The following is a 20,145-nucleotide window of genomic DNA, read 5'->3' as shown; positions in this document are numbered from 1 at the left end:
TCACCGACGGCATCCGGCCACCGGGACGTGCCGGGTGCCCGACGCGTGGATGCGACGCAGGGAGTCACTCGGGCGTTCCGGTTCCTTCTCGACCTGCTACCGAAAGGGTCCTGCTCGAAACTGTGTTCGCCCCTGTCACGTACCGTGAGCACATGACCATGCCGCCTCAGCCGCCGCAGGGCCCCTACGGGCCGCCTCAGCCGCAGAACCAGCCGCCGCAGAACCCCTACGGCCAGCAGCCCCCCGGGCAGCCGCAGCAGCCCTACGGATACCCGCAGCAGCCTCAGCAGCCCTACGGGCAGCCGGGGATACCCGGACAGCCCGGACAGCCCGGTACGGCGCCGGGCACGCAGCCGGGTATGCAGCCCGGCATGCAGCCCGGCATGGGTGCCTGGCCGCCGCAGCCCCCGCCGCGCAAGAAGCGCACCGGGCTGATCATCGGCATCGTGGCCGGTTCGCTGGTGGTCGCCGGGGGCATCGCCTTCGGCGTCGCACAGCTCGTCGACAAGGGCGCGGACCTGGCGTTCCCGGCCGCCGAGTACAAGCTCGTGGTGGCCGAGAAGGTCCTGGACGAGGAGTTCACCCTCGCCCAGGACATGTCCAAGTCCGAGGGCAAAAAGATCGAGGACACCCCCGACGCCAGCGTCCGGGACGGCAAGGCCGTCGTCGCGCAGTACACCGCGGGCACCAACGCCCTCGTCCTGTCCGGCATGCACGGGCGGCTCGTCACCCCCGACTTCATGCGAGGCAAGATCATGGAGGGGGCGGCGACGGCGGACGGCGCCAAGCTCGTCGTGCCCCCCAAGGAGTTCAAGCCCGGGGGCTACGACATCACGGTCGAGTGCCAGGTCGTGCAGTCGAACGAAGGCGGCATGAACGTCAACGTTCCCATGTGCGCCTGGGGCGACCCCAACACGGCGGCCATGATCGCCGTGGTCAGGGCCGAGGACGTGGTGAAGGACGCCAAGTCCATCGACCTGGAGAAGGTGGCGGAGGAGACGGCGAAGGTCCGCTCCGAGATCCGTCAGCCGCTCGGCTGATTCAGTCCGTCGCGGCCTGAACTGCCGCTCCAGCAGCGGCGGCCGGTGCCGGGAAGCGCGTCCGCAGCGTGAAAGCCCGGTCGGTGGGGCCGTGTTCACGCAGGTGGAGCAGGCGCTTCTCGGCATCAGCCACCGAGGGGCGGTTGCCCGCCGGGACCCACCACAGGGCGGTCATCGACTCCTCCACGGTCGCGAACCACTCGCGGCGCCGGGCCATCAGCTCACGGTGCCGGCCCGCGTACATGAACGTGGTCAGCGCGTCCGCGTTCCGCCACACGGACATGTTCACGATCAGCCAGGAGTCCCCGAAGACCGCCACGTCCGTGGCGTTGCCGGAGTCGGCCTGGAGGCGCCAGACGAAGCCGTCGGCCGCGTCCGCCACCGCGTTCACCGGGTCGAGACCGTCCATGAAGTCCTTGAGCTCCGGGGAACCCAGGGGGAACCTCAGCCGGGATATGTTCACCTGAGCCAGCTGGTGGCCGGGTTCGTGCGCGGTCTGTCCGTTTGTGGAGTCCATGGCGGCACAGTAGGCAACGCCTCTTCGGCGGCGCGGGACATTCCGAGCAGCGAGACGTCCGCCCCGCGCCTCGCGACGAGTTGGAGCCCGACTGGGCAGCCGTCCCGGGTGAAGCCCGCGTGCACACTCGCCGCCGGGTGTCCGCTCAGGTTGAACGCCCACGTCGACGCGGTCGAGTAGACCTCGCCCGGACCCTCGTGCCCATGGGGCCGGTTGGGGGTGACCGGGGTGAGGAGCAGCGGCGTACGGGCGAAGAAGGCGTCGAGTCTGCGGTCGTTCTCCGCGCGGACGGCGGCGGCGGACGGGGACGGCGCGCCGCCGCGTACCTCCTGCCACGCCTGCCCCGGGTCGAGCAGTTCGCAGCCGCCGGGGCGGAGCCGTACGACACCGGAGGCGGCCAGCCGCTCCACCGCGCCCCGGACCACCGCGGCCACTTCCGGGTCCACCTGTACGAACCCGAGGCCCTCGCTGTGGACGGCGGGCACCGGCAGCCGCGGCTCCCACGGCTCGTACCCGTCCAGGACGTGGCGCGCGTACGTCTGCGCCACCGCGGCCGAGCGGGCCAGCACCCCGGGTGCCGCGAGGCCGGAGGAGTCGGGGGAGGGGAGCAGCCCGTTCGTCGTCTTGAGCCCGAACACCCCGCACCAGGCGGCGGGGATACGCACGGAGCCCGCTCCGTCGCTGCCCGTCGCGAGGTCCACCATGCCCACCGCGACCGCCACGGCCGAGCCCGCCGACGAGCCGCCCGGGGTCCGGTCCGCGCGCCAGGGGTTGACCGTACGGCCGTGCGCGCCCTGGCCCCAGGTCTGCCAGACGGTGCCGGGGCCGGGCACGGAGGTCGCGCCGACCGGGACGCCGCCCGCCGCGATCAGCCGGCGGGCCGCGTACGACCGGATGCCGGACCGCCCCTTCACCGCGAACGGCAGCCCCGCCAGCGGGAGGCGTGCGGCGGCGGGCACGCGGCCGAGGGCCTCTTCGTGCCACACCTCGATGAACGCGCCGAGCTTCGGGTCGAGCCGGTCGATCCGGTCCAGCGAACGTGCCACCGCCGATGCGTGCGTCATGCCGTCAGTGTTCCTTCCGCTTGTTCAGTCGTCGAGCGCCGCGCGCATCACGGCCCGCGCGATCGGCGCCGCGCTGCCGCCGCCGCTGATGTCGGCCCGGTTCGCGGCGGCGTCCTCCACGACGACCGCGACCGCGACGGCGGGCCGGCCCGAGTTCTCCTCCTGGGCCCAGGAGATGAACCAGGCGTACGGCGTTCCGGAGTTGTCGATGCCGTGCTGGGCGGTGCCGGTCTTGCCGCCGACGGTCACCCCGTCGATCGCCGCGTTCGTCCCCGTACCGTTCTCCACGACGTCCACCATCATCCGCTGCAGCCGCATCGCCGTCGCGGGGTTCATCGCCTGGTGGTACGAGCGCGAGCCCCGCTGCTGGACCGGGTCCCCGTCGTGCGTGGTCGTGCGGTCCACCAGATGCGGATACCGCAGGTCGCCGCCGTTGGCCACCGCCGAGGCCACCATCGCCATCTGGAGCGGGGTCGCCGTGGTGTCGAACTGCCCGATCGACGACTGGGCGAGCTGGTCGTCGCTCATCTCCGTGTCGAAGTTGCTCTTCGCCACCCCTGAAGGGATCTTCAGACCGGTGTCGTTGAAGCCGAACCTCCCGGCGGCCTCCACCATTCCTTCGAGGCCGACCTCGACCCCGAGATACGCCATCACCGTGTTGCAGGAGACCCGGATCGCCTCGGACAGCGACGCCTTCCCGCAGCCGCTCGCCTCGTTGGGCAGGACGGTGGTGGTACCGGGCAGCACATAGGGCGAGGGGGTGTCCGTCGCCTCGTCCGGGTCGTCCACCACACCGGAGTCCAGTGCCGCGGCGGCCGTCACGATCTTGAAGGTGGAGCCGGGCGGATACGTCTGACGGATGGCCCGGTTGAGCATCGGCTGACTCTTCGACGTGGTGAGCCGGGTCCAGGCGTCGGTGACCGCCGAGCCCGTACCGGAGAGCCGCTCGGGGTCGTACGAGGGGGTGGAGACCAGAGCCAGGATCTTGCCGGTGGACGGTTCGAGGGCGGCCACCGCGCCCCGCCTCCCGCCGAGCCCGTCGTAGGCGGCGCGCTGCATCGAGTCCTTGATGGTGGTGACGACGTGTCCGCCGGGCTGCCTGCCGCGGGTGATGTCGTTCCACAGGGGGAGCGGGGCGAGGAGGGGGTCGGAGCCGGACAGGATGTCGTCCTCGGCGTTCTCGATGAGCGTGGTGCCGTAGGTCTGCGAGGCGTATCCCGTCACCGGTGCGTAGAGCGGACCGTGTGTGTAGGTGCGCTCGTACGCCAGTTGCTCGCCGGTGTCCCTGGAGCCGGTGACGGACTCGTCTCCGACGAGGATGTTCCCGCGCGGCTGGTCGTAACGGTCGATGGTGGTGCGGCGGTTGGCGGGGTTGGCGTCGAGTTCGTCGGCTTCGAAGAGCTGGATGCGGGCGGCGTTCACGAGCAGGGCCACGAGCAGCAGCAGACAGAAGGCGGCGGCCCGCCGGATGTAGCGGATCACGACTCGTCCTCCAGGACCGGTGCGATGACTCCCGTGTCGGCGTGGTCGGGGTGGGGGGTGCGAGCCACGTCGCTGACCCGGATGAGCAGCGCGACGATGATCCAGTTGGTGACGACGGAGGAGCCGCCCTGCGCCAGGAAGGGCATGGCCATGCCCGTCAGCGGGATCAGCCCCATCACCCCGCCCGCGATCACGAAGACCTGGAGGGCGAGGATCGAGGCGAGGCCGATGGAGAGCAGCCGTCCGAACGGGTCGCGCAGCGCCAGGCCCGCCCGGTAGCCGCGGGCCACCAGCAGCGCGTACAGCAGGAAGACCGCGGTCAGTCCGGACAGGCCGAGCTCCTCGCCCGCCGTCGCCAGGATGAAGTCGGACTTGGCGGCGAAGCCGATGAGGATGGAGTGGCCGAGCCCGAGGCCGGTCCCGAGCATCCCGCCCGCGGCGAACGCGAACAGCGACTGGGCCAGCTGGCTCGGCCCCTGCCCCGCGTCGATGGAGGCGAACGGGTCGAGCCAGTCCTCCACCCGGCTGTGCACATGGGGTTCGAACGAGCCGACGACGAAGGCGCCGACAGCGGCGAGCACCATGCCGACGGCGATCCAGCCGGTCCGGCCGGTCGCCACGTACAGCATGATCACGAAGAGCCCGAAGAAGAGGAGCGAGGTGCCCAGATCGCGTTCGAGGACCAGGACGCCGACGCTGAGCACCCAGATCGCCACGATCGGCCCCAGGACCCGGCCGGTGGGGAGCTGGAGCTTCCACAGCGTGCGGCCGGTGTAGGCGAGGGCGTTGCGGTTGGCGGCGAGATACGCGGCGAAGAAGACCGCGAGGAGGATCTTGGCGAACTCGCCGGGCTGGAAGGAGAATCCGCCGACCCTGATCCAGATCTTGGCGCCGTTCACCGCGGGGAAGAAGATCGGCACGATCATCAGCACCAGGGCCGCGGCGACGGACAGATACGCGTAGCGCTGGAGCACCCGGTGGTCGCGCAGGAGTACGACGACCGTGATGAAGAGCGCGACTCCGAGTGTCGACCAGATCAGCTGGGTGGGGGCCGCCTGGTCCTTGGGGGTCTCCAGGTCGAGGCGGTAGATCAGCACCAGACCGAGGCCGTTGAGCAGGACGGCGATCGGGAGCAGCAGCGGATCGGCGTACGGGGCGCGGAAGCGGACGGCGAGATGGGCGACGAGGGCCAGCAGGCCGAGCCCGGCGCCGTAGCCTGCGACGTCGGGCGGCACGGCGCCGTTCCTGGCGAGGCCGACGTCGGCGTATCCGCAGACGGAGATGAGGACGGCCCCGATGAGGAGGCAGAGCTCCACCCCGCGCCGCTTGGGCAGGCGTAGCTCGGGCGGGGGAGCGTCCGCCCTCGTTGCGGTCATGCCACGCAACGTAGCAAGAGGCGGGAGTTATTTCCCTTATGTCCTAGCGCTTGTGTTCTGGCGCTTTCCCCGACGTCATGGCGCGCCTGTCCCGGGGGACGAATCGGGACAGACGCGCTATGACGTGCCGGTGGTCAGCACCAGCGGGGGGCCGTACCGATGTTCGCGATGTAACGGGCCGAGCCCCAGGCCCAGGTGCCGTCGGTGAGGAGGTACCAGCGGTTGTTGCCGTCGACGTTGTCGCCGGTGGTCTTGCAGAAGATGTGCACCACCGCGTTGTACGGGACCTGGCCGACGATCCGGCTGCTCCGGGTGGGGCGGTCGCGCAGCAGCAGCCCGGTCCGGGCGGTGACGCGCCCGAGGTAGTCGGCGTGGTCGGCGGCGGCGGCCGCCGCTTCGGCCTGCTCGGCCACCGGCGCCGCGGCCTCCGCGGGCGGGGCGGGCGGCGGCTCGGCGGGACCCGCGGCGAATGCCGGGGCCGCGACCGTGACGGCCGCGAGGACGCCGGTGGCGACGCAGAGAGCCATGCGGCGGAATCCCGGACGGGGCTGAGCGGACATGCTGCCTCCAAGAGGAAGGGGCGGGGAGCGAGGGGCCGTGGGCACGGCTCGCGTTTTTCACACTAGGTTCGCCACTGAGTGTCCGCAATACATCGCTATGCGTGATAGGTCCCGTTTTGCTGTTCTACGGGGCGGAGGGATGCCCTGGTCCCGCCCCGGGACCGCCTCCGGCCTCCGATACGCCGTCGGGCGCCACGTACTCCGGGAGGGTGAGCCGTGCTTCCGCTCCGCCTTCCGGGGGGGTTACGGAAGAGCCGGGCCCCGCCGCGCGAGGTTGCCCGCCCCGGCCCCGCAGGTAGACCTGTACGGCGACGGCGACCGAGACCGCCGCCAGGGCACGGGACGGGCGCACGCCCTGCCTCGTAGGCGGGTCACGGGGCGCGGCTACCGGCCGGCCGGGGGATCAGCGCTGGTACGGGTTCTGGCCCTGGCCGGGAGGCGCGTAGCCCGGCTGCTGCTGCGCCTGGCCGAACGGATTGCCGTCCTGGTCCGCGGCGTGCTGGACCAGCAGCTGATCGGCCTGTTCCTTCGGGATCTGCCGTTCCCCGCCGCAGAACGTGCACTGCGTGGCGTACTTCGTGGAGAACGGGAAGAGCGGCACGAAGAACAGCGTGAACTTCGTTACCCTCTTGCGCAGCGTGTGCGCGGCGGGATTGCCGCACCATCCGCACACCATCGTCAGGATGGCCAGCTGGTACAGATACCCCTTCGTACCGAAGATGATCATGATGTGGTTCCCTTCCCCGTGTTCCCCTGCAACGTTCGCCGGCACAGTGCCAGCAACTTTTCGTCCTCATATGTGTCGTGGCTGCCGTACCCGCCGTCCATCGCGTTGTGACGGCGTACGGAGGCGAGCTCGGCGCGCAGCACACGTGCTGCCTCCGACCCTGCACCAGCAGCCCCCATCCGCGCCAGGCATTCCGCGACCCGGACTCTGACGTGACGGTTCTTCTCCCACGCCGCCAGGAGGACGGGCACCACGTCACCGGCCCGGCCCGTCACCTCCCAGAGCGCGATCGCAGCGTCCACGCGCAGCCACAGCTCCTCGTGGCGCAGCAGCGCGCGCAGCTTCGGTACGGCCGGCGCGGCGCGCTCGCCGAGTCCGCCCAGCGCGCTCGCCGCCGCCCGCCGGTCGTGCACCTGATCCGCCCACAGCCCCTCGACGAGCACCGGCAGCACCGTGTCGGCGTCCGCGTCGACCGCCCACAGCGCTTCCGCCGCCTCGGTCGCCACCGCGGTCCCGGGGCGGCGGAGCAGTGCCCGCAGATCCGGGACGGCGCAGTGCGCCGCGGGCCCGAACGCACCGAGTGCCCGCAGCGCCGCCGTACGCAGCCACTCGCCGCGGTACTCCGGCGCGCCCCGCAGCATCCGCAGCACCTCGGGCGCGGCCTCGCCCGCCCGGAGCGCGGTCAGCCCCCCGAGCAGCGGGCTCGCCCGGTCGAACGCACTCTCGTCGAGCCGGACCTCGGCGAGTCTGCGCCGCAGCGCCTCGGCGAGCGGGGCCGCCGCCGCACCGACGCGCCCGATGACGAAGCCGACGTCGTGCGGGACCTCGGGCCGGTCCAGGGCGGCGGCCAGTGCGGGCACCACCCGGGCGTCCCCCAGCCGGGCCAGCGCCTTCACGGTGGACCCGAGCCCCGGCGGACCACTCGCCCACTCCTTCACCCAGGCCCCCGGATCCGCCGCCATCCGCGCGGCCAGCGCGTCCGCGGCCGGGGCCGCCAGACCGAACAGTTCCTCCAGTACGTGGGATGCGGCATCGGCCAGCCGTGGCTCCGGGTCGGCGAGCTGGACGCCGATCAGGGCGACCAGCTCCTCGTACGAGCCGCGCCAGGCCCTGATCAGCCCGCCGCTCATCCGTACGGCGTCGATGCGCTGCCACGGGTCCGTGCTGCGCAGTTGATCGGTCAGCAGCGCCGTACGCTCCGCGACCCGGTCGTCCAGTCCGACGTGCAGCGTCCGCAGCAGGTCGGCCGACCAGGGTGCGCTGCGCCCCGCGGACTCCTCGGCGGACAGTGCGCGCAACTGCCCCACCAGCGTCGGGGTGCCGGTGTGCGGTGCGGGGTCGCCGCTCGGGAGAGGGCAGCTGTCCTGGGGCGGTTCGGCCGCGGGCGGAACGGACCGCAGCTCCCGCATGAGCGTCGCGACGACCGCCACCACATCGCGCGGCAGCGAGTCGGGGGAGCAGCGCGAGAGCTGGGCGAGGGCCGCGAGCCGCAGTCCCGGCCCGTACTCCCGCGAGGACAGCCTGCTCAGCCATTCCGCGGCCCGGCCGGCGAGCGGACGGTGGCGCAGGGCGACCCGTCCGGCCGCCTCGACCAGCGCCATCCGTACCTCCTCGTCGGGCTCCACGGGCAGCCGCTCCCGCAGCAGGGCGAGGACGCGCACCGGGTGGCTGTGCAGGGTGGCGAGCGCCAGCGGTGCGGCGAGCCGCACGGCTGGGTCCTCGTCGGCGATCAGCTCGAAGAAGACCCCGGCGCCCGCCGTCACGGCGGCTGCCGCCATCGCGTAGTTGGCGGCGCCCTCGATCTCCTCCTCGTCGATCTCCTCCTCGTCGTCCTCGTCCAGATCGATGCCGCCGATGCTGGTCAGCAGCTCGACGATGCAGCCACGGTCCTGTATCCCCGGGTCCACCAGCAGCTCGAAGAGGAACGGGATGCAGGCCAGCGTGCACCCGTACACGTCGCCCTGGTGGTGGACGGCCCCGTACATGCCGTCCAGGGCGCTCTCGCGCTCGGCCGGGTCGGCGGACGCCAGGCCGCGCAGCAGCTCAGGCACGTCGTCGGCCGGCCCGTAGGCATGCTCCATCGAAGCCCACTCGACCTCGTCGATCCCCGCGAACACGCCATCCCCTCCCCCGCGAACGCCCCCGCACCCGGCGGCGGACACCGCGGTCTCAAGCGGCGCCCTGGGCAGAGTGTGCACCACGGCCCCGACAATCCACCCACGACTTGTGGCCTTTCCTGGCACAGTCACAGGGGCGCAATCAGGGCGTTTCAGAGACCTGGGCCCAAAGGCCCACGCCGACCCGGGGCCATGGGTTCACGGGGCGTCCGGACCTGTGGACCTACGGTGATTCCGGACCTGTGGGCCTACGGTGATTCCGGGTCCGACCTACGGTGATTCCGGGTCCAGGTCAGGGCTGCCCCTGCTCAGGCCTATGCTCTGTCCGGCAGCGGCCGTGCCAGGTCCGGGTCGAAGAGCGGGCCGAGCAGATCTCCGTACCGTTCCAGCCGCCCGGCCATGTCGCCCGCGAGGAAGACCAGGTCGCCGGGTGCCTCGCAGTCCTCGATCTCGTCCCAGGTGACGGGCGCGGACACGGTCGGTTCGGCGCGGGCCCGCAAGGTGTACGGAGTGGCGGTCGTCTTGGCGGCGGCGTTCTGGCTGAAGTCGACGAACACCTTTCCCGGGCGCAGTGCCCGGGTCATGCGGTGAACGACCAGCTCGGGAAGGCTGTTCCGCGCTTCCACGGCCAGCACCCTGGCGTACGCCGACACCTGCTCGGACGGGGTCGGTGCCAGGGGGACGAGGAGGTGCAGCCCCTTGGAGCCGGACGTCTTGGCGTAGGCGGTCAGTCCGTCCGCCGCGAGCCGTTCCCGCAGCCAGAGCCCGACGGCGCAGCACTCCACGATGCTCGCGGGCGCCCCGGGGTCCAGGTCGAGAACCAGCCGGTCGGCGATGCGCGGAGCCTCGGCCCGCCACTGCGGAGTGTGGAATTCCACCACCAGATTGGCGGCCCACACCAGGGAGGCGAGGTCCTGTACGACGACCTGGCGTGAACTCTGCGCCTCGTGCCGCCGCACCTCGGCCGTCCGCACCCAGTCGGGTGTACCGGGCGGTGGGTTCTTGGTGAAGAAGAGCTGTCCGTCGGGCCCGTCCGGATAGCGGAGGAAGGACACGGGCCGGTCGTCCAGATGCGCGAGCAACGGCGCCGCGACCGTGGCCGCGTAGTAGTGCAGCACTTCGCCCTTGGTGGTCCCGGTGGCCGGATACAGCACCTTGTCGAGATTGCTGAGCGCCAGCCGCCGCCCCTCCACCTCCGTGATCGGCGTCATACGATAAGAATCACACGAAACACGGCCTAAGTAATTGATACAGGCATGAACGGGGTGAACCGTGAGGTCCATTTGGAACGGCGCCATCTCCTTCGGGCTGGTCAGCATTCCGATCAAACTGGTCAACGCCACCGAGAACCATTCGATCTCCTTCCGGCAGATCCATCTCGAGGACGGTGGCCGGATCAGGTACCGCAAGGTGTGCGAACTCGACGAGCGGGAAGTGACGGCGGCGGACATCGGCAAGGCCTACGAGGACGCCGACGGCTCGATGATCCCGATCACCGACGAGGACCTGGCCGCGCTTCCGCTGCCGACCGCCAAGACGATCGAGATCGTCGCGTTCGTGCCCGCCTCCGAGATCGATCCGCTCCAGATGGAAGCCGCGTACTACCTCTCCGCGAACGGCGTCCCGGCGGCCAAGCCGTACACGCTGCTGCGCGAGGCACTCAAGCGAAGCCGGAAGGTGGCTGTCGCGAAGTTCGCCCTGCGCGGCCGTGAACGGCTCGGGATGCTGCGCGTGGTCGACGACGTGATCGCGATGCACGGCTTGCTGTGGCCGGACGAGATCCGCGCCCCCGAGGGCGTCGCCCCCGACACCGAGGTCACGGTGCGCGACGCCGAACTCGACCTGGCGGACGCCCTGATGGACACCCTCGGGGAGGTCGACATGGACACCCTCCACGACGACTACCGCGAGGCGGTCGAGGCGCTCGTCGCGGCGAAGGCGTCAGGCGAGACGCTGGAGGCTCCGGCCGGGGGCGGTGACCAGGGCGGCAAGGTCATCGACCTGATCGCGGCTCTGGAGAACAGCGTCCGCGCGGCGAAGAAGTCCCGGGACGAGGAGGCGGACCAGGGGGCGAGCGAGGGCGAGGACGCGGAAGTCCACCCGATCAAGGGTCGCGGGACAGCCAGGAAGACCACCCGGAAGGCCCCCGAGAAGACCGCCGAGAAGACCGCCGAGAAGACCACGCACAGGACGCCGACGGGCAAGACGGTGACGCGCTCGGGCGAGGGCGCGGTGAAGAAGTCCTCCGCCAGGTCGTCCCCCAAGTCCTCCGACACGAAGAAGTCCACGGCGGCCCCCAGGAAGACGGCCGCGAAGAAGACCACCACCCGCAAGGCGACCTCGGAATCGAAGTCGTCCACGGCGAGGAAGTCCTCGTCGAGCGGCGGCACGGCGAAGTCGACCACGGCGAAGAAGGCCACCGCCGGGAAGGCCACCGCGAAGAAGCGCGCGTCGGCCTGACGGGGGCGCCGGCCACCCGACCGGCCAACCTGGATCACCCCGTCGAGGCGGGCTTGATCGCATCCGGGATGGAGGGCAGGTCGAGTCCCGGCGCCGCATCGCTTTCGGTCGTCACGTACGTACAACTCGTATACGTGTAACCGGACTGGACGCGCGACCCCGACGCATAGCTGTCCACGTCGGCCGACGCCCCGGTGCCGTGCTTGTACAGGAAGTGGTATTCGCCCGCCGGGAGTCGGAGCGTCACCTTCGGATACCTCTTGCCGCTCGCCCGGCAGGCGAGCTTCGGTCCGTCCGACGCGCTGTACCGCTTGCAACTCCCGCACCCCTTCAGCTCGACGCTGCCGGACACGGGGCCGGTGTAGAGGATCTCGACCGCGTTCGGCGCGTCGTTGCTGAGGACGAGCTCCATCCGTGGCCCGCCAGGCCCCTGCCGGGGCGGCAGTCGTTTGCCGGCCGACGGCCGGTCCTCGGCTATCTCCGCGGCGATGACGATGTCCCGGGCGTGCTGTCGGCGCCCGTCCTTCTTGTACGTGTCGGCGAAACCGCTCAGCGTCTCCCGCGCCTCGGTGAACTTCTTGTCCTTGAACTCGTCCACCCCGCAGGCGTAGACACCGTCCTGGACACCGTCGTCGGCCTTCGCGCTCAGCGCGGCCACGGTCCTGTCGGGCATCGCGGCCACGGTCGCGCCGATGCGCCGCAACACCTCGGTAGCGGCACACGGTTCACCCCCGCGCACGGCCTTCACCTGCTCGTCCATCTTCCCGGTGACCGCCGGTCCGACCTGCTTGGCCTGTGCCGAGTCGGGCAGTGTACGCAGCAGCTCGCCCAGCTCGCCGCCGTCCGAGGCGTCGTTCGTGTCGCTCCCGTCACCGATCTTGGACACCCCGCACCCGTACAGCGACTCGGCGAGCGGCTCGTCGGGCCATGCGGCCAGGGAGCCCAGCAGCTTCGCGTCGACCGAGTCGGGGACGGTTCGCAGATGGGTCAGCGGTTCGACGGCCTGGCAGTGGTCCTTGGCCTCGTACGGGGCCGAGACGGCCTTGTAGTACGCCTTCAGCCGCGACGGCACCAGCTTCCCGGCCCGCGAACCGGAATGGTCCTCACCGAGTTCACGGTAGATGTCGAGCGCGGTGCGGTACTTCACCCTGCCCCCGGCGAACGACGACTGCTTCGCCGCGGCGGCGACGGCCCGGTCCCCTTTCTCCAGCCGGTCGAGCAGCATCTGCTGGACGGCCTCGTCGCGCTCGGAGCCGTACACCACGGCGCCACCCGCCGGCACCCCCAGCAGCACCAGACCCAGCGCCGCCGCCACCAGTGGCCGCCATGAACCACCCACGGCCGAACGCCTCGCGGTCCACGCCCCGTCGGCGGCAGTGAGCACGAGCACGACGAGGAAACTGACGACGATCCCCGCGGGCACCCCGTCGGGCTCCGCCGGGAGCGCGGCCAGCAGCAGCCCACCGGTCGCCGCCCAGCAGAGCGCCGCTCTGTACCAGCGCCCCATCAGTGCATAGCCGAGCCCGAGCCCCGAGAGATTGAGCAACCCGACGGCCAGGGACCGCAGCGCGGCCCCGGGAGGCGGCGGCCCGACCGCGGGCGGCGCGGCCGGCGGCACCGGTGATCCTCCCGGTGCATGCCAGGGCCCCGGCTCCGGCCCGAAATGGTGATGTTCCCCCGAAGTCATACGGTCCCCCGACCGTCGAAACCGTTCAAGTCCCCAAGAAGCTATCCGGTTTGCTCACCGTCCATGCTCCGAATCGGCACACTTCTCGACGGTCCGCGTAGTGGACACCGATCGACGCCATGGTCGATGGCGGCCTTCCCGGCGTCGGGGGCTGGTGGTGGCCTGACCCGGTCGGCGGCACCACCGGCGTTCCCCGGCGAACGCCGGTGGTGCCCGCATCGTGCACCAGCTCGGCCCGCAACTCGGCGGGAGTGCAGATTGACCTCACCGCCGTCCAGTTCTTTGCGAGCTCGCTCAGGAGCATCCAGGGGAATGCCGCACGCACTCCGAAATGCAGCCACGAGATAAACGGGACCGAAGGCTGGTCAGAGAAGCGCCTGGCACATCTCGCCAAAGGTGGAGTCGACTCCTAGTTACCCTTTCCCTGCGGGTCCGCGACGGGGCGGGTGAGCATCCTTGATGCTCCTGCCTTTTCAGGACATCTCTGAAACCACTGAGCCCCGGTGCAAAGCCGCCACCGATTCCCCTGCGAACGAAACCCTGGCCGTGTGTGGCGGATCGAAGAAGTCGACATTCTGCCTGTATCGCTCGATTGCTGTGAGGGTGATGAGGAAGCTGGCAGGCAGCTCGTCAGTGGTGTCATCGGGGCCAAACACCTGCCCGATGCGTGCGACTCCGCTGATGCACCTTACGGTGCAAACTCCTCCGCGGTCGTCGGAGCTCTCGACCTCGTAAATCTGCAGTCGACTAGGTTCGGCCATGCTTATACGCCTCCGCAACGAATTGCGATACTTGTCCCGGTGAAAGCTTGGGTACATCCCATTCTAGCGCGTCAGTTATACCGCCAATGCTGTGCACCTTGGGAACGCTGCTTCGGCTCGAATGACACCTCGTTCAAGCGCTATTCCGTCCAGAGCGCTGCGAGGGAAGAGTTGAACGATCCCCTCGCCGAATTGCTCGGAGTGCCTCGCGAACATAGTGGCGACGCCTGGGTCGGTTGACGTCGGCGTATATCCCGATGCCTGGGTTCCGTCGCTGGCGTCGTAGCCGCGAGTCGTTCCGCGAAAGAGGTGATCCTCTTCAGGGCACCCGAACAGGCCAAAAGGATCTATCAATGAGTGTGGGTTCGAAACGTACGTCGAAGGGTTGGGTGCCGGGGCGATTCCAAGTGGGTCGGAGGTGAGATAACGTGCAGTTTCCGGGTCGTAGTATCGGTGGAAATTGTAGTGAAGGTCGGTCTCTGGATCGAATTATTGCCCGGGAAAACGGAGTGGGATATATGCCGTGCTGTCAATTGACCAGGTGGTCGCCCCCCAGAGGCTGCTGCGCTTACGCCACGCCAGGGTCCCGGTTTCGTCCACCAGTTCGCTCGGACTGCCGACGAGGTCGGTGACGATCGCGAAGAAACGCTCGTCGATTACCTCCTGCGACGCGCCCGTGCTTCTTTCCTCCTGGCTGAGCGGCCGCAATCCGTCGTAATACCACGTCAGCGTGACTGAGTTGGACAGAGTGTCGGTCTCGGTGGTTTGTTCGCAGAGGGTGGGGCCGTCCCAGGTGAAAATGGTCTGTTCCAGGATCGTGTGCCCGTCCTCGGCCAAGCGTTGTTTCGCGGTGCGCCGGCCGAGAGCGTCGTACTGGTAGCGCCACACCGCTCCGTCGGGTGTGGTGGCCGAGCGAAGATCGAGCAGGCCGCCAGATCGGCCGCATCGGCCAAGGCATAGAGGGCTGTGCCAAGTGGCTTGATGTTCGAGCGGCATGATGGCGGCCGTGAGGGCTGATCTGTCGAAGCGTCTGGCTCCTGATGAGCTCTGGGAGCTGGTCGCCCCGCTACTGCCGTCGTTCGCGGCTCGACCGCAAGGTGGCGGGACCGCTCCGCGTGACGAGCGGGCGGTGTTGACGGCTGTGGCGTACATACTGACGAGTGGGTGTGCGTGGCGGTATCTGCCGGAATCATTCGGTGTATCGCCGGCCACCGCGCACAGTCGTTTCAGCGTGTGGACCGAGGCCGGGTTGTGGCGCAGACTGCACCGGGCGGTGCTGGACGAACTCGGCGCCAGGGGTGAGTTGGACTGGTCGTCCGCGATCGTCGATGCCGCGTCGGTGCGGGCAAAAAAGGGGGGCTCGCGGACCGGTCCGAATCCAGTCGATCGCGGTAAGAAGGGCAGCAAATTACACGTGCTGTCCGAGGGGCAGGGCCTGCCGCTGGTCGTGGCGGTGTCGGGTGCGAACCTGCACTACAGCCAGGCGTTCAAGCCGCTCATCCTGGGGATACCGGCCGTCCGCTCCCGGCGCGGACCCCGCCGCGGACGACCGGTGAAGGTCCGCGCGGATAAGGCGTATTACTCCGCGGAACACCTGCGCTGGCTCCGCGATCGCCGCCTTGTTCCTCGGATCGCCCGGCCCGGCATCGAGTCCGGTGAGCGCCCTGGCGATTCTTCCGAGGATCCCGGATCAGCCCCAACCGCATGACGTCAGTGTCCAAAGCCGTCCGCAACCTGGAGAGGCAACGCTGAAAACACTCACTGAGATGCACGTGCGATGGCACCACCGTCAGCCGAGGCTGACACTCCATACGTCTCCATGCCCCAGCCATCCGTCGCGTTCCTCGTGATCATTATTGACCAGGACGGAGACTCTCGTTGCTGATGCGCGATATTCCAGAAAATCACCTTGATCGATTTTTTGGAGGACTGGAGGATATGGCAGCTTGCAAAGCTCCCCGTATAGTTCATCCCATGTGAGATATTGGGGAAAATCTTCACGCATCGCAATGCGGCACCGATCGGCCATATGGGGTCGAGCAGCCAATCTGTGCAATTCGATGGAGCCCCCTGATACCGTCCAGTTCTGGCCAGAGTTGAGATAAAACTCGATGAACCCGTAGTCGCGTCGCATGGAATCGCTACCCTCGTTGACTACATCCACGAACTCGCAGTTGATTGCCTGCTGAAGCTCCCCGAGAGTGGAGCCGATGCCAATGCCGTGCAGTCGCCCCGATGTAATGCATGAGGCGATCAGTTTAAGGGCGCTCACTACCATCGCGCTCGATTTCAGTCTTCGATGATCGGCCGGACTGGAGAGAGGAAGGGGTCCAACCGGACACTGACCTCGCCCCTGGCCAGAACGCGAACGCGGAATGCCCCCTGTCCTGGCGGTACATCCATGTCCGAAGAACGCTCATAGAGGATTCCCCACGAACCGGGGAAACGGCTTGCAATGTAATGCAGAAGACCGTCCAGGTCTGCGGCCTCGTCGCGACGCCGGTTCATAAGACCATTAGCAAGAACGAAAAACTCACCATTGTGAAGTTTCAAAGAGACTTCACCAGTCTCCCACTTGATTTCGTCGATCCGCGTCCGCAGTTCGACGATGCCGGAGTCGAGACTTCCGGCATTTGATTCCTCGCTAGATTCAGCGACTCCGAACCAACCGTGAAATTCATACATCGAATTCCTTTCATTGCGCTACTCATGGAGTTGGTGCATGTTCAGGTGAACAAAATCTGCTCCAAAACCGTGCACTCATCGTCCGCGACGCGGAGCCTCGCAACGCGTCGCCCGAGCGCATCGTAGGTGTATCGCCACTTCTGGCCGGGTGGTGACCGAGCTCAGACGATGGCGATCAAATCCATGGCCGGTATTGATCTGCCACTCATCGTTGGCGACTGTGGCCGAACGCTCGGTGTTGACCTTTGCCCTTCGGCTTTCCGAGTGACTTCCTTGCACTCTGGGGGCATCAGCCCTAGTGTCTCGTGATCCTGTTCATGTCAGTTCGAGTTGTTATTGACGAGTTTCTTCATATTGGTCGCGACGAGCCGGACCTTCGCAAGGACCTCGCCCGCGGTCGCGGTCCAGGTGAACGGTTTCGCCGTCGTGTTCCAGGAGTTGGTGTAGTTGCGTATCTGCTTGATCAGGACGTTGACGCTGGAGAACGTGCCGCGGCGGATCGACTGCCGGGTCAGGATTCCGAACCAGATCTCGGTCTGGTTCAGACACGACGAGCCGACGGGGGTGAAATGGAAGTGGACGTGCGGGTTCTTTGCCAGCCACTCCTTGACCTCCGGGGTGGTGTGCGTGGAGAGGTTGTCCAGGACGACATGGATGTCCTTCCCGGCGTGCGGCTTCACCGCCTTCTTCAAGAAGGCCAGGAAAAGTCTTTGCCGTTCCGGGTTGGCCTGCACTCGCCGAGTACTTCGCCGGTGGTCACGTTCAGAGCGGCGAACAGGTTCGTGGTGCCGTGCCGGACGTAGTCGGCCGTGCGCTTCTCGCTCGCCGCGAAGGCGACCGGCAGCACCGGCTGGGTCCGGTCCAGCGCCTGGATCTGCGTCTTCGTGCGCCACGAGGCGCTGTGGGATCGAGCGGAGGTGAAAGGACTCCGCCGCCATGCTGTCGCAGCAGCATGGCGAAGCTGGGGGCAGTTCGAACCGGGAGATGCCGGTAAGGGCGGAAAGCAGCCCCGACAACGACGGGACGCGCTGGCACTGCCAGACGGCGCGGGTCCGGCAAGCGAGACGGAAAGGTGCACGTGAGGAACCGGCGTGTAAAGCCCCTTAAGAGATCCACCAGCTCGAACCTGGCGGATGTGGGCTGGATTGCGGTGCACATTTCGCTCCCCGAGGTGGGGAGTGGGGTGACTCCTGGGCCGGTTGAAGTCGTCGGTCGGGAGGTCACGTTGAATGCCTGCGGCGTAGGCGTGGCGAGGCCGCAGGGGCAAAGTCGGGCACCTCATCCGTCGATCGATCCGGCAGTGAACGTGGGAACCGTCCGGATGCTTCCCTTTCCGTCGGCCATCCAGGCCGGTGGCGGGCAGGTGCATCGTCCACCGGCAGCATCCCGTCGGGGCGGAGCCGCTGTAGTAGTCCGAGGACGGGAAAGCCGTCCGCATGGCGAAGAGCGGCAGCATGTTCGCAATGATGGTTCTGGAAGGCCAGGAGTCCGTTGATGAATATTGACGATCCGTCGGACGCCCTGTTCTGGGCCGAGCGGCGGGTACTGGGGATCCAGACCAAACTGCACCAATGGGCGACTGATGACACCGGTCGCCGGTTCAACGATCTGTTCAACCTCGTATGTGACCCCGCATTCCTGCTGGTTGCATGGGAGCGGGTGCGGACCAATCGGGGTGCCCGAACCGCAGGTGTGGACGGAATTTCCGCTCATGCCGTGCGGCTATCAGGACGGGAAGATCTCTTCCTGGACCGTCTCCGTCGAGATCTTAAGACGCAGACGTTCACCCCTCTCCCGGTACGGGAGGTGATGATTCCCAAGGGCGGAAGTGGAAAGCTCCGTCGGCTGGGCATCCCTCCTGTGGGCGACAGAGTTGTGCAAGCGGCTCTGAAACTGGTGCTGGAGCCGATATTTGAGGCGGATTTTCTCCCGTGCAGCTACGGGTTCCGTCCCAAACGGCGGGCTCAGGATGCGATCGCCGAGATCCACTTCTTTGGATCCCGCTCTTATGAATGGGTTCTGGAAGCGGACATTCAGGCGTGCTTCGACGAGATCGCGCACCCGGCCCTGATGGACCGCGTGCGCGCACGAATCGGAGACAAGCGGGTCCTGGCCCTGGTCAAGGCGTTCCTCAAGGCCGGAATCATGCATACCGATGGCACTGAGGGCGCTTCGATCACCGGAACTCCCCAGGGGGGAATCCTGTCCCCACTGCTGGCCAACATCGCCCTGTCCGAGCTCGACGAGCACTTCGCCGAGACTTGGCAGAGCTATGGATCGGACTACCAGCGCACCGCGCGTCGCAGACGCGGCCTGCCCATGTGCCGTCTCATCCGCTATGCGGATGACTGGGTGGTCATGGTTTCGGGGACGCGTCAGCACGCCGAAGCGCTGCGGGCCGAGGCCGCAGCAGTCTTGGCGCCGATGGGCTTGCGCCTGTCGGAGGCCAAGACACAGGTGGTTCACATCGACGAGGGCTTCGATTTTCTGGGCTGGCACATCCAGCGCCGGCGGAAACGAGGCACAGACCGGAACGTCGTTTATACCTATCCCTCGAAGAAGGCGCTTGCCTCCATCGTGGACAAGGTCCGGGCGATTACCGGCAGATCGAAACACCGGCATCTGTCCGACCTGCTGCGTCAGTTGAATTCTGTGCTGCGGGGCTGGTGTGCCTACTTCCGACATGGTGTGTCGGCGGCCACCTTCGGCTATCTCGATGAGTATTCCTGGCATCGGGTGACCCGCTGGCTGCGTAAACGACATCCTCGTGTCCCGTGGGCTTCCTTGTTCCGGCGTTTCCTCCCGGGGAAACGGCCGACCGAGGACGGGATCTCGCTGTTCCAACCCCAAAAGGTTCCGGTGGTCCGCTACCGATACCGGGGGCGGAACATACCGACACCATGGACGCCGATACCGGCAACCGTCGGCTGACCAGAGGCAAGAGCATGTGGAGAGCCGGATGCTCGGAGACGGGCACGTCCGGTTCGGCGGGCGGGCCGGGGAAACGGAACACCAGGAATGGTGTCACCGCGCCCCGGTCCGACCCGACTCGTCGATCGAGAGAACCACCGCGCCGCCCGGCGGGGCCAGATACAGTCCGATCACATCGGCCACCTTCTCCGCGAACGCGGGGTCTCTGGAAATCTTGAAGGTGCCGCTGCGGTGCGGCTTCAGGCTCTCCTCCCGCCAGATCCGGGCGATGTAGTGCCAGGACACGGTGACGTTCTCGGCCCGCTCCAGGTACTTCGCCAACTCCCGTGTGGACCAGTGCGAAAGCCCCGTGCCGTCCGGCGGCGTCATGCGCGTCGCAGCTCGGCAATGTCCTTGCGTCGGCGCCCCTCGCCCGACCACAGCACGATCCGGCCTCGCGTTGCTATGTCCTCAGGAACGTCCCGGCTGTTCACCAACTCCCGCAACTCGGCGGCCTGTTCCACGGAGAGCTCCATACCAAGAGACCCTGCCATACAAGATCAAGTAACGCTGACGGAATCACGAGACACTAGGGGGTCACCAATGGTGTGAGGGTTGATGACGTATGACGAAGAATTGGGAGCGGCTAACGGGATCTCGTGTCGACCCGCTTCAGGGATGGAAATACTCGTTCGACAAATAGTCGAAATGCTCCACTTCTGACCCTCTCAACCCCTGGCGCTGCAGTTGACGCAGGGG

The 20,145-nt window shown here is 68.0% G+C and carries 17 protein-coding genes and 3 pseudogenes; 5 read left to right on the top strand and 15 right to left on the bottom strand.

The genetic code is table 11. The annotated features are described in order from the left end of the window. The first annotated feature begins 152 nt into the window (after positions 1–152). Positions 153–1,040: a hypothetical protein gene (locus F0344_RS10310; protein WP_185298496.1), complete on the top strand. Its 888-nt coding sequence runs from the start codon at positions 153–155 to the stop codon at positions 1,038–1,040. A gap of 1 nt (position 1,041) precedes the next feature. Here the strand turns inward: F0344_RS10310 and F0344_RS10305 are convergent, their stop codons facing one another. The 8 genes from F0344_RS10305 to ligD form a co-directional block, all read right to left on the bottom strand. After that, positions 1,042–1,557, bottom strand: coding sequence for a DUF3291 domain-containing protein (locus tag F0344_RS10305; protein WP_185298495.1), 516 nt, complete (start codon positions 1,555–1,557; stop codon positions 1,042–1,044). Next, entirely contained in the window at positions 1,500–2,621 is a 1,122-nt protein-coding gene (locus tag F0344_RS10300) for an amidase (protein ID WP_185298494.1), read from the bottom strand. Before F0344_RS10300 ends, F0344_RS10305 begins: the two co-directional genes overlap by 58 nt. 24 nt (positions 2,622–2,645) lie before the next feature. Continuing rightward, positions 2,646–4,103: a peptidoglycan D,D-transpeptidase FtsI family protein gene (locus tag F0344_RS10295; RefSeq protein ID WP_185298493.1), complete on the bottom strand. Its 1,458-nt coding sequence runs from the start codon at positions 4,101–4,103 to the stop codon at positions 2,646–2,648. Next, positions 4,100–5,479 (bottom strand): FtsW/RodA/SpoVE family cell cycle protein, encoded by a 1,380-nt coding sequence (locus F0344_RS10290; protein WP_185298492.1) that lies wholly within the window; start codon positions 5,477–5,479, stop codon positions 4,100–4,102. The genes F0344_RS10295 and F0344_RS10290 overlap by 4 nt, the downstream gene beginning before the upstream one ends. A gap of 134 nt (positions 5,480–5,613) precedes the next feature. Then, positions 5,614–6,039: an SH3 domain-containing protein gene (locus F0344_RS10285; RefSeq protein WP_185298491.1), complete on the bottom strand. Its 426-nt coding sequence runs from the start codon at positions 6,037–6,039 to the stop codon at positions 5,614–5,616. Positions 6,040–6,442: 403 nt separating this feature from the next. Beyond that, positions 6,443–6,766, bottom strand: coding sequence for a zinc-ribbon domain-containing protein (locus tag F0344_RS10280; protein WP_185298490.1), 324 nt, complete (start codon positions 6,764–6,766; stop codon positions 6,443–6,445). Further along, on the bottom strand, positions 6,763–8,883 hold the full coding sequence (locus F0344_RS10275) for a HEAT repeat domain-containing protein (protein WP_185298489.1): 2,121 nt from the start codon (positions 8,881–8,883) through the stop codon (positions 6,763–6,765). The genes F0344_RS10280 and F0344_RS10275 overlap by 4 nt, the downstream gene beginning before the upstream one ends. 314 nt (positions 8,884–9,197) lie before the next feature. After that, positions 9,198–10,094 carry a non-homologous end-joining DNA ligase gene (gene ligD / locus F0344_RS10270; protein ID WP_185298488.1) on the bottom strand — a complete coding sequence of 299 codons (897 nt, stop codon included), beginning with the start codon at positions 10,092–10,094 and terminating at the stop codon, positions 9,198–9,200. A gap of 61 nt (positions 10,095–10,155) precedes the next feature. Here ligD and ku point away from each other — a divergent pair, with 61 nt between their 5' ends. Then, on the top strand, positions 10,156–11,343 hold the full coding sequence (gene ku / locus F0344_RS10265; protein ID WP_185298487.1) for a non-homologous end joining protein Ku: 1,188 nt from the start codon (positions 10,156–10,158) through the stop codon (positions 11,341–11,343). Positions 11,344–11,377: 34 nt separating this feature from the next. Here the strand turns inward: ku and F0344_RS10260 are convergent, their stop codons facing one another. Together F0344_RS10260 and F0344_RS35645 are read right to left on the bottom strand one after the other, a co-directional pair. Next, positions 11,378–13,030 carry a hypothetical protein gene (locus F0344_RS10260; protein ID WP_258049831.1) on the bottom strand — a complete coding sequence of 551 codons (1,653 nt, stop codon included), beginning with the start codon at positions 13,028–13,030 and terminating at the stop codon, positions 11,378–11,380. Positions 13,031–14,112: 1,082 nt separating this feature from the next. Next, positions 14,113–14,709, bottom strand: a pseudogene (locus F0344_RS35645) (RHS repeat-associated core domain-containing protein); the annotation flags it as partial. Between the two features lie 76 nt (positions 14,710–14,785). On the opposite strand from F0344_RS35645, the pseudogene F0344_RS35640 reads away from it, so the two are divergent. Together F0344_RS35640 and F0344_RS35115 are read left to right on the top strand one after the other, a co-directional pair. After that, positions 14,786–15,436: pseudogene (locus F0344_RS35640) on the top strand (IS5 family transposase); the annotation flags it as partial. A 20-nt stretch (positions 15,437–15,456) separates the two neighbouring features. After that, positions 15,457–15,543 (top strand): annotated as a pseudogene (locus tag F0344_RS35115) (IS5/IS1182 family transposase); the annotation flags it as partial. Positions 15,544–15,580: 37 nt separating this feature from the next. Here the strand turns inward: F0344_RS35115 and F0344_RS10245 are convergent. From F0344_RS10245 to F0344_RS37050, 3 genes are all read right to left on the bottom strand, one after another. Beyond that, positions 15,581–16,069 carry a hypothetical protein gene (locus F0344_RS10245; protein WP_185298485.1) on the bottom strand — a complete coding sequence of 163 codons (489 nt, stop codon included), beginning with the start codon at positions 16,067–16,069 and terminating at the stop codon, positions 15,581–15,583. Positions 16,070–16,080: 11 nt separating this feature from the next. Next, a complete protein-coding gene (locus F0344_RS10240; RefSeq protein WP_185298484.1) occupies positions 16,081–16,476 on the bottom strand; it encodes an Imm7 family immunity protein in 396 nt (131 codons plus the stop codon). 320 nt (positions 16,477–16,796) lie between these two features. Beyond that, positions 16,797–17,414: a transposase gene (locus F0344_RS37050; protein ID WP_445585672.1), complete on the bottom strand. Its 618-nt coding sequence runs from the start codon at positions 17,412–17,414 to the stop codon at positions 16,797–16,799. 556 nt (positions 17,415–17,970) lie between these two features. Between F0344_RS37050 and ltrA the strand changes: the two genes are divergently transcribed. Next, positions 17,971–19,407 carry a group II intron reverse transcriptase/maturase gene (gene ltrA, locus F0344_RS10225; protein WP_185298483.1) on the top strand — a complete coding sequence of 479 codons (1,437 nt, stop codon included), beginning with the start codon at positions 17,971–17,973 and terminating at the stop codon, positions 19,405–19,407. Between the two features lie 93 nt (positions 19,408–19,500). Here ltrA and F0344_RS36775 read toward each other — a convergent pair whose 3' ends face one another. Both F0344_RS36775 and F0344_RS10215 read right to left on the bottom strand, forming a co-directional pair. After that, positions 19,501–19,776, bottom strand: coding sequence for a hypothetical protein (locus F0344_RS36775; RefSeq protein WP_374940079.1), 276 nt, complete (start codon positions 19,774–19,776; stop codon positions 19,501–19,503). Beyond that, positions 19,773–19,922, bottom strand: coding sequence for a hypothetical protein (locus tag F0344_RS10215; RefSeq protein ID WP_185298482.1), 150 nt, complete (start codon positions 19,920–19,922; stop codon positions 19,773–19,775). Before F0344_RS10215 ends, F0344_RS36775 begins: the two co-directional genes overlap by 4 nt. Positions 19,923–20,145: the final 223 nt, after the last annotated feature.

The sequence above is a fragment of the Streptomyces finlayi genome, assembly GCF_014216315.1.
GTDB lineage: Bacteria > Actinomycetota > Actinomycetes > Streptomycetales > Streptomycetaceae > Streptomyces > Streptomyces finlayi_A.
This window is presented reverse-complemented; position numbering and strand designations above follow the sequence as displayed.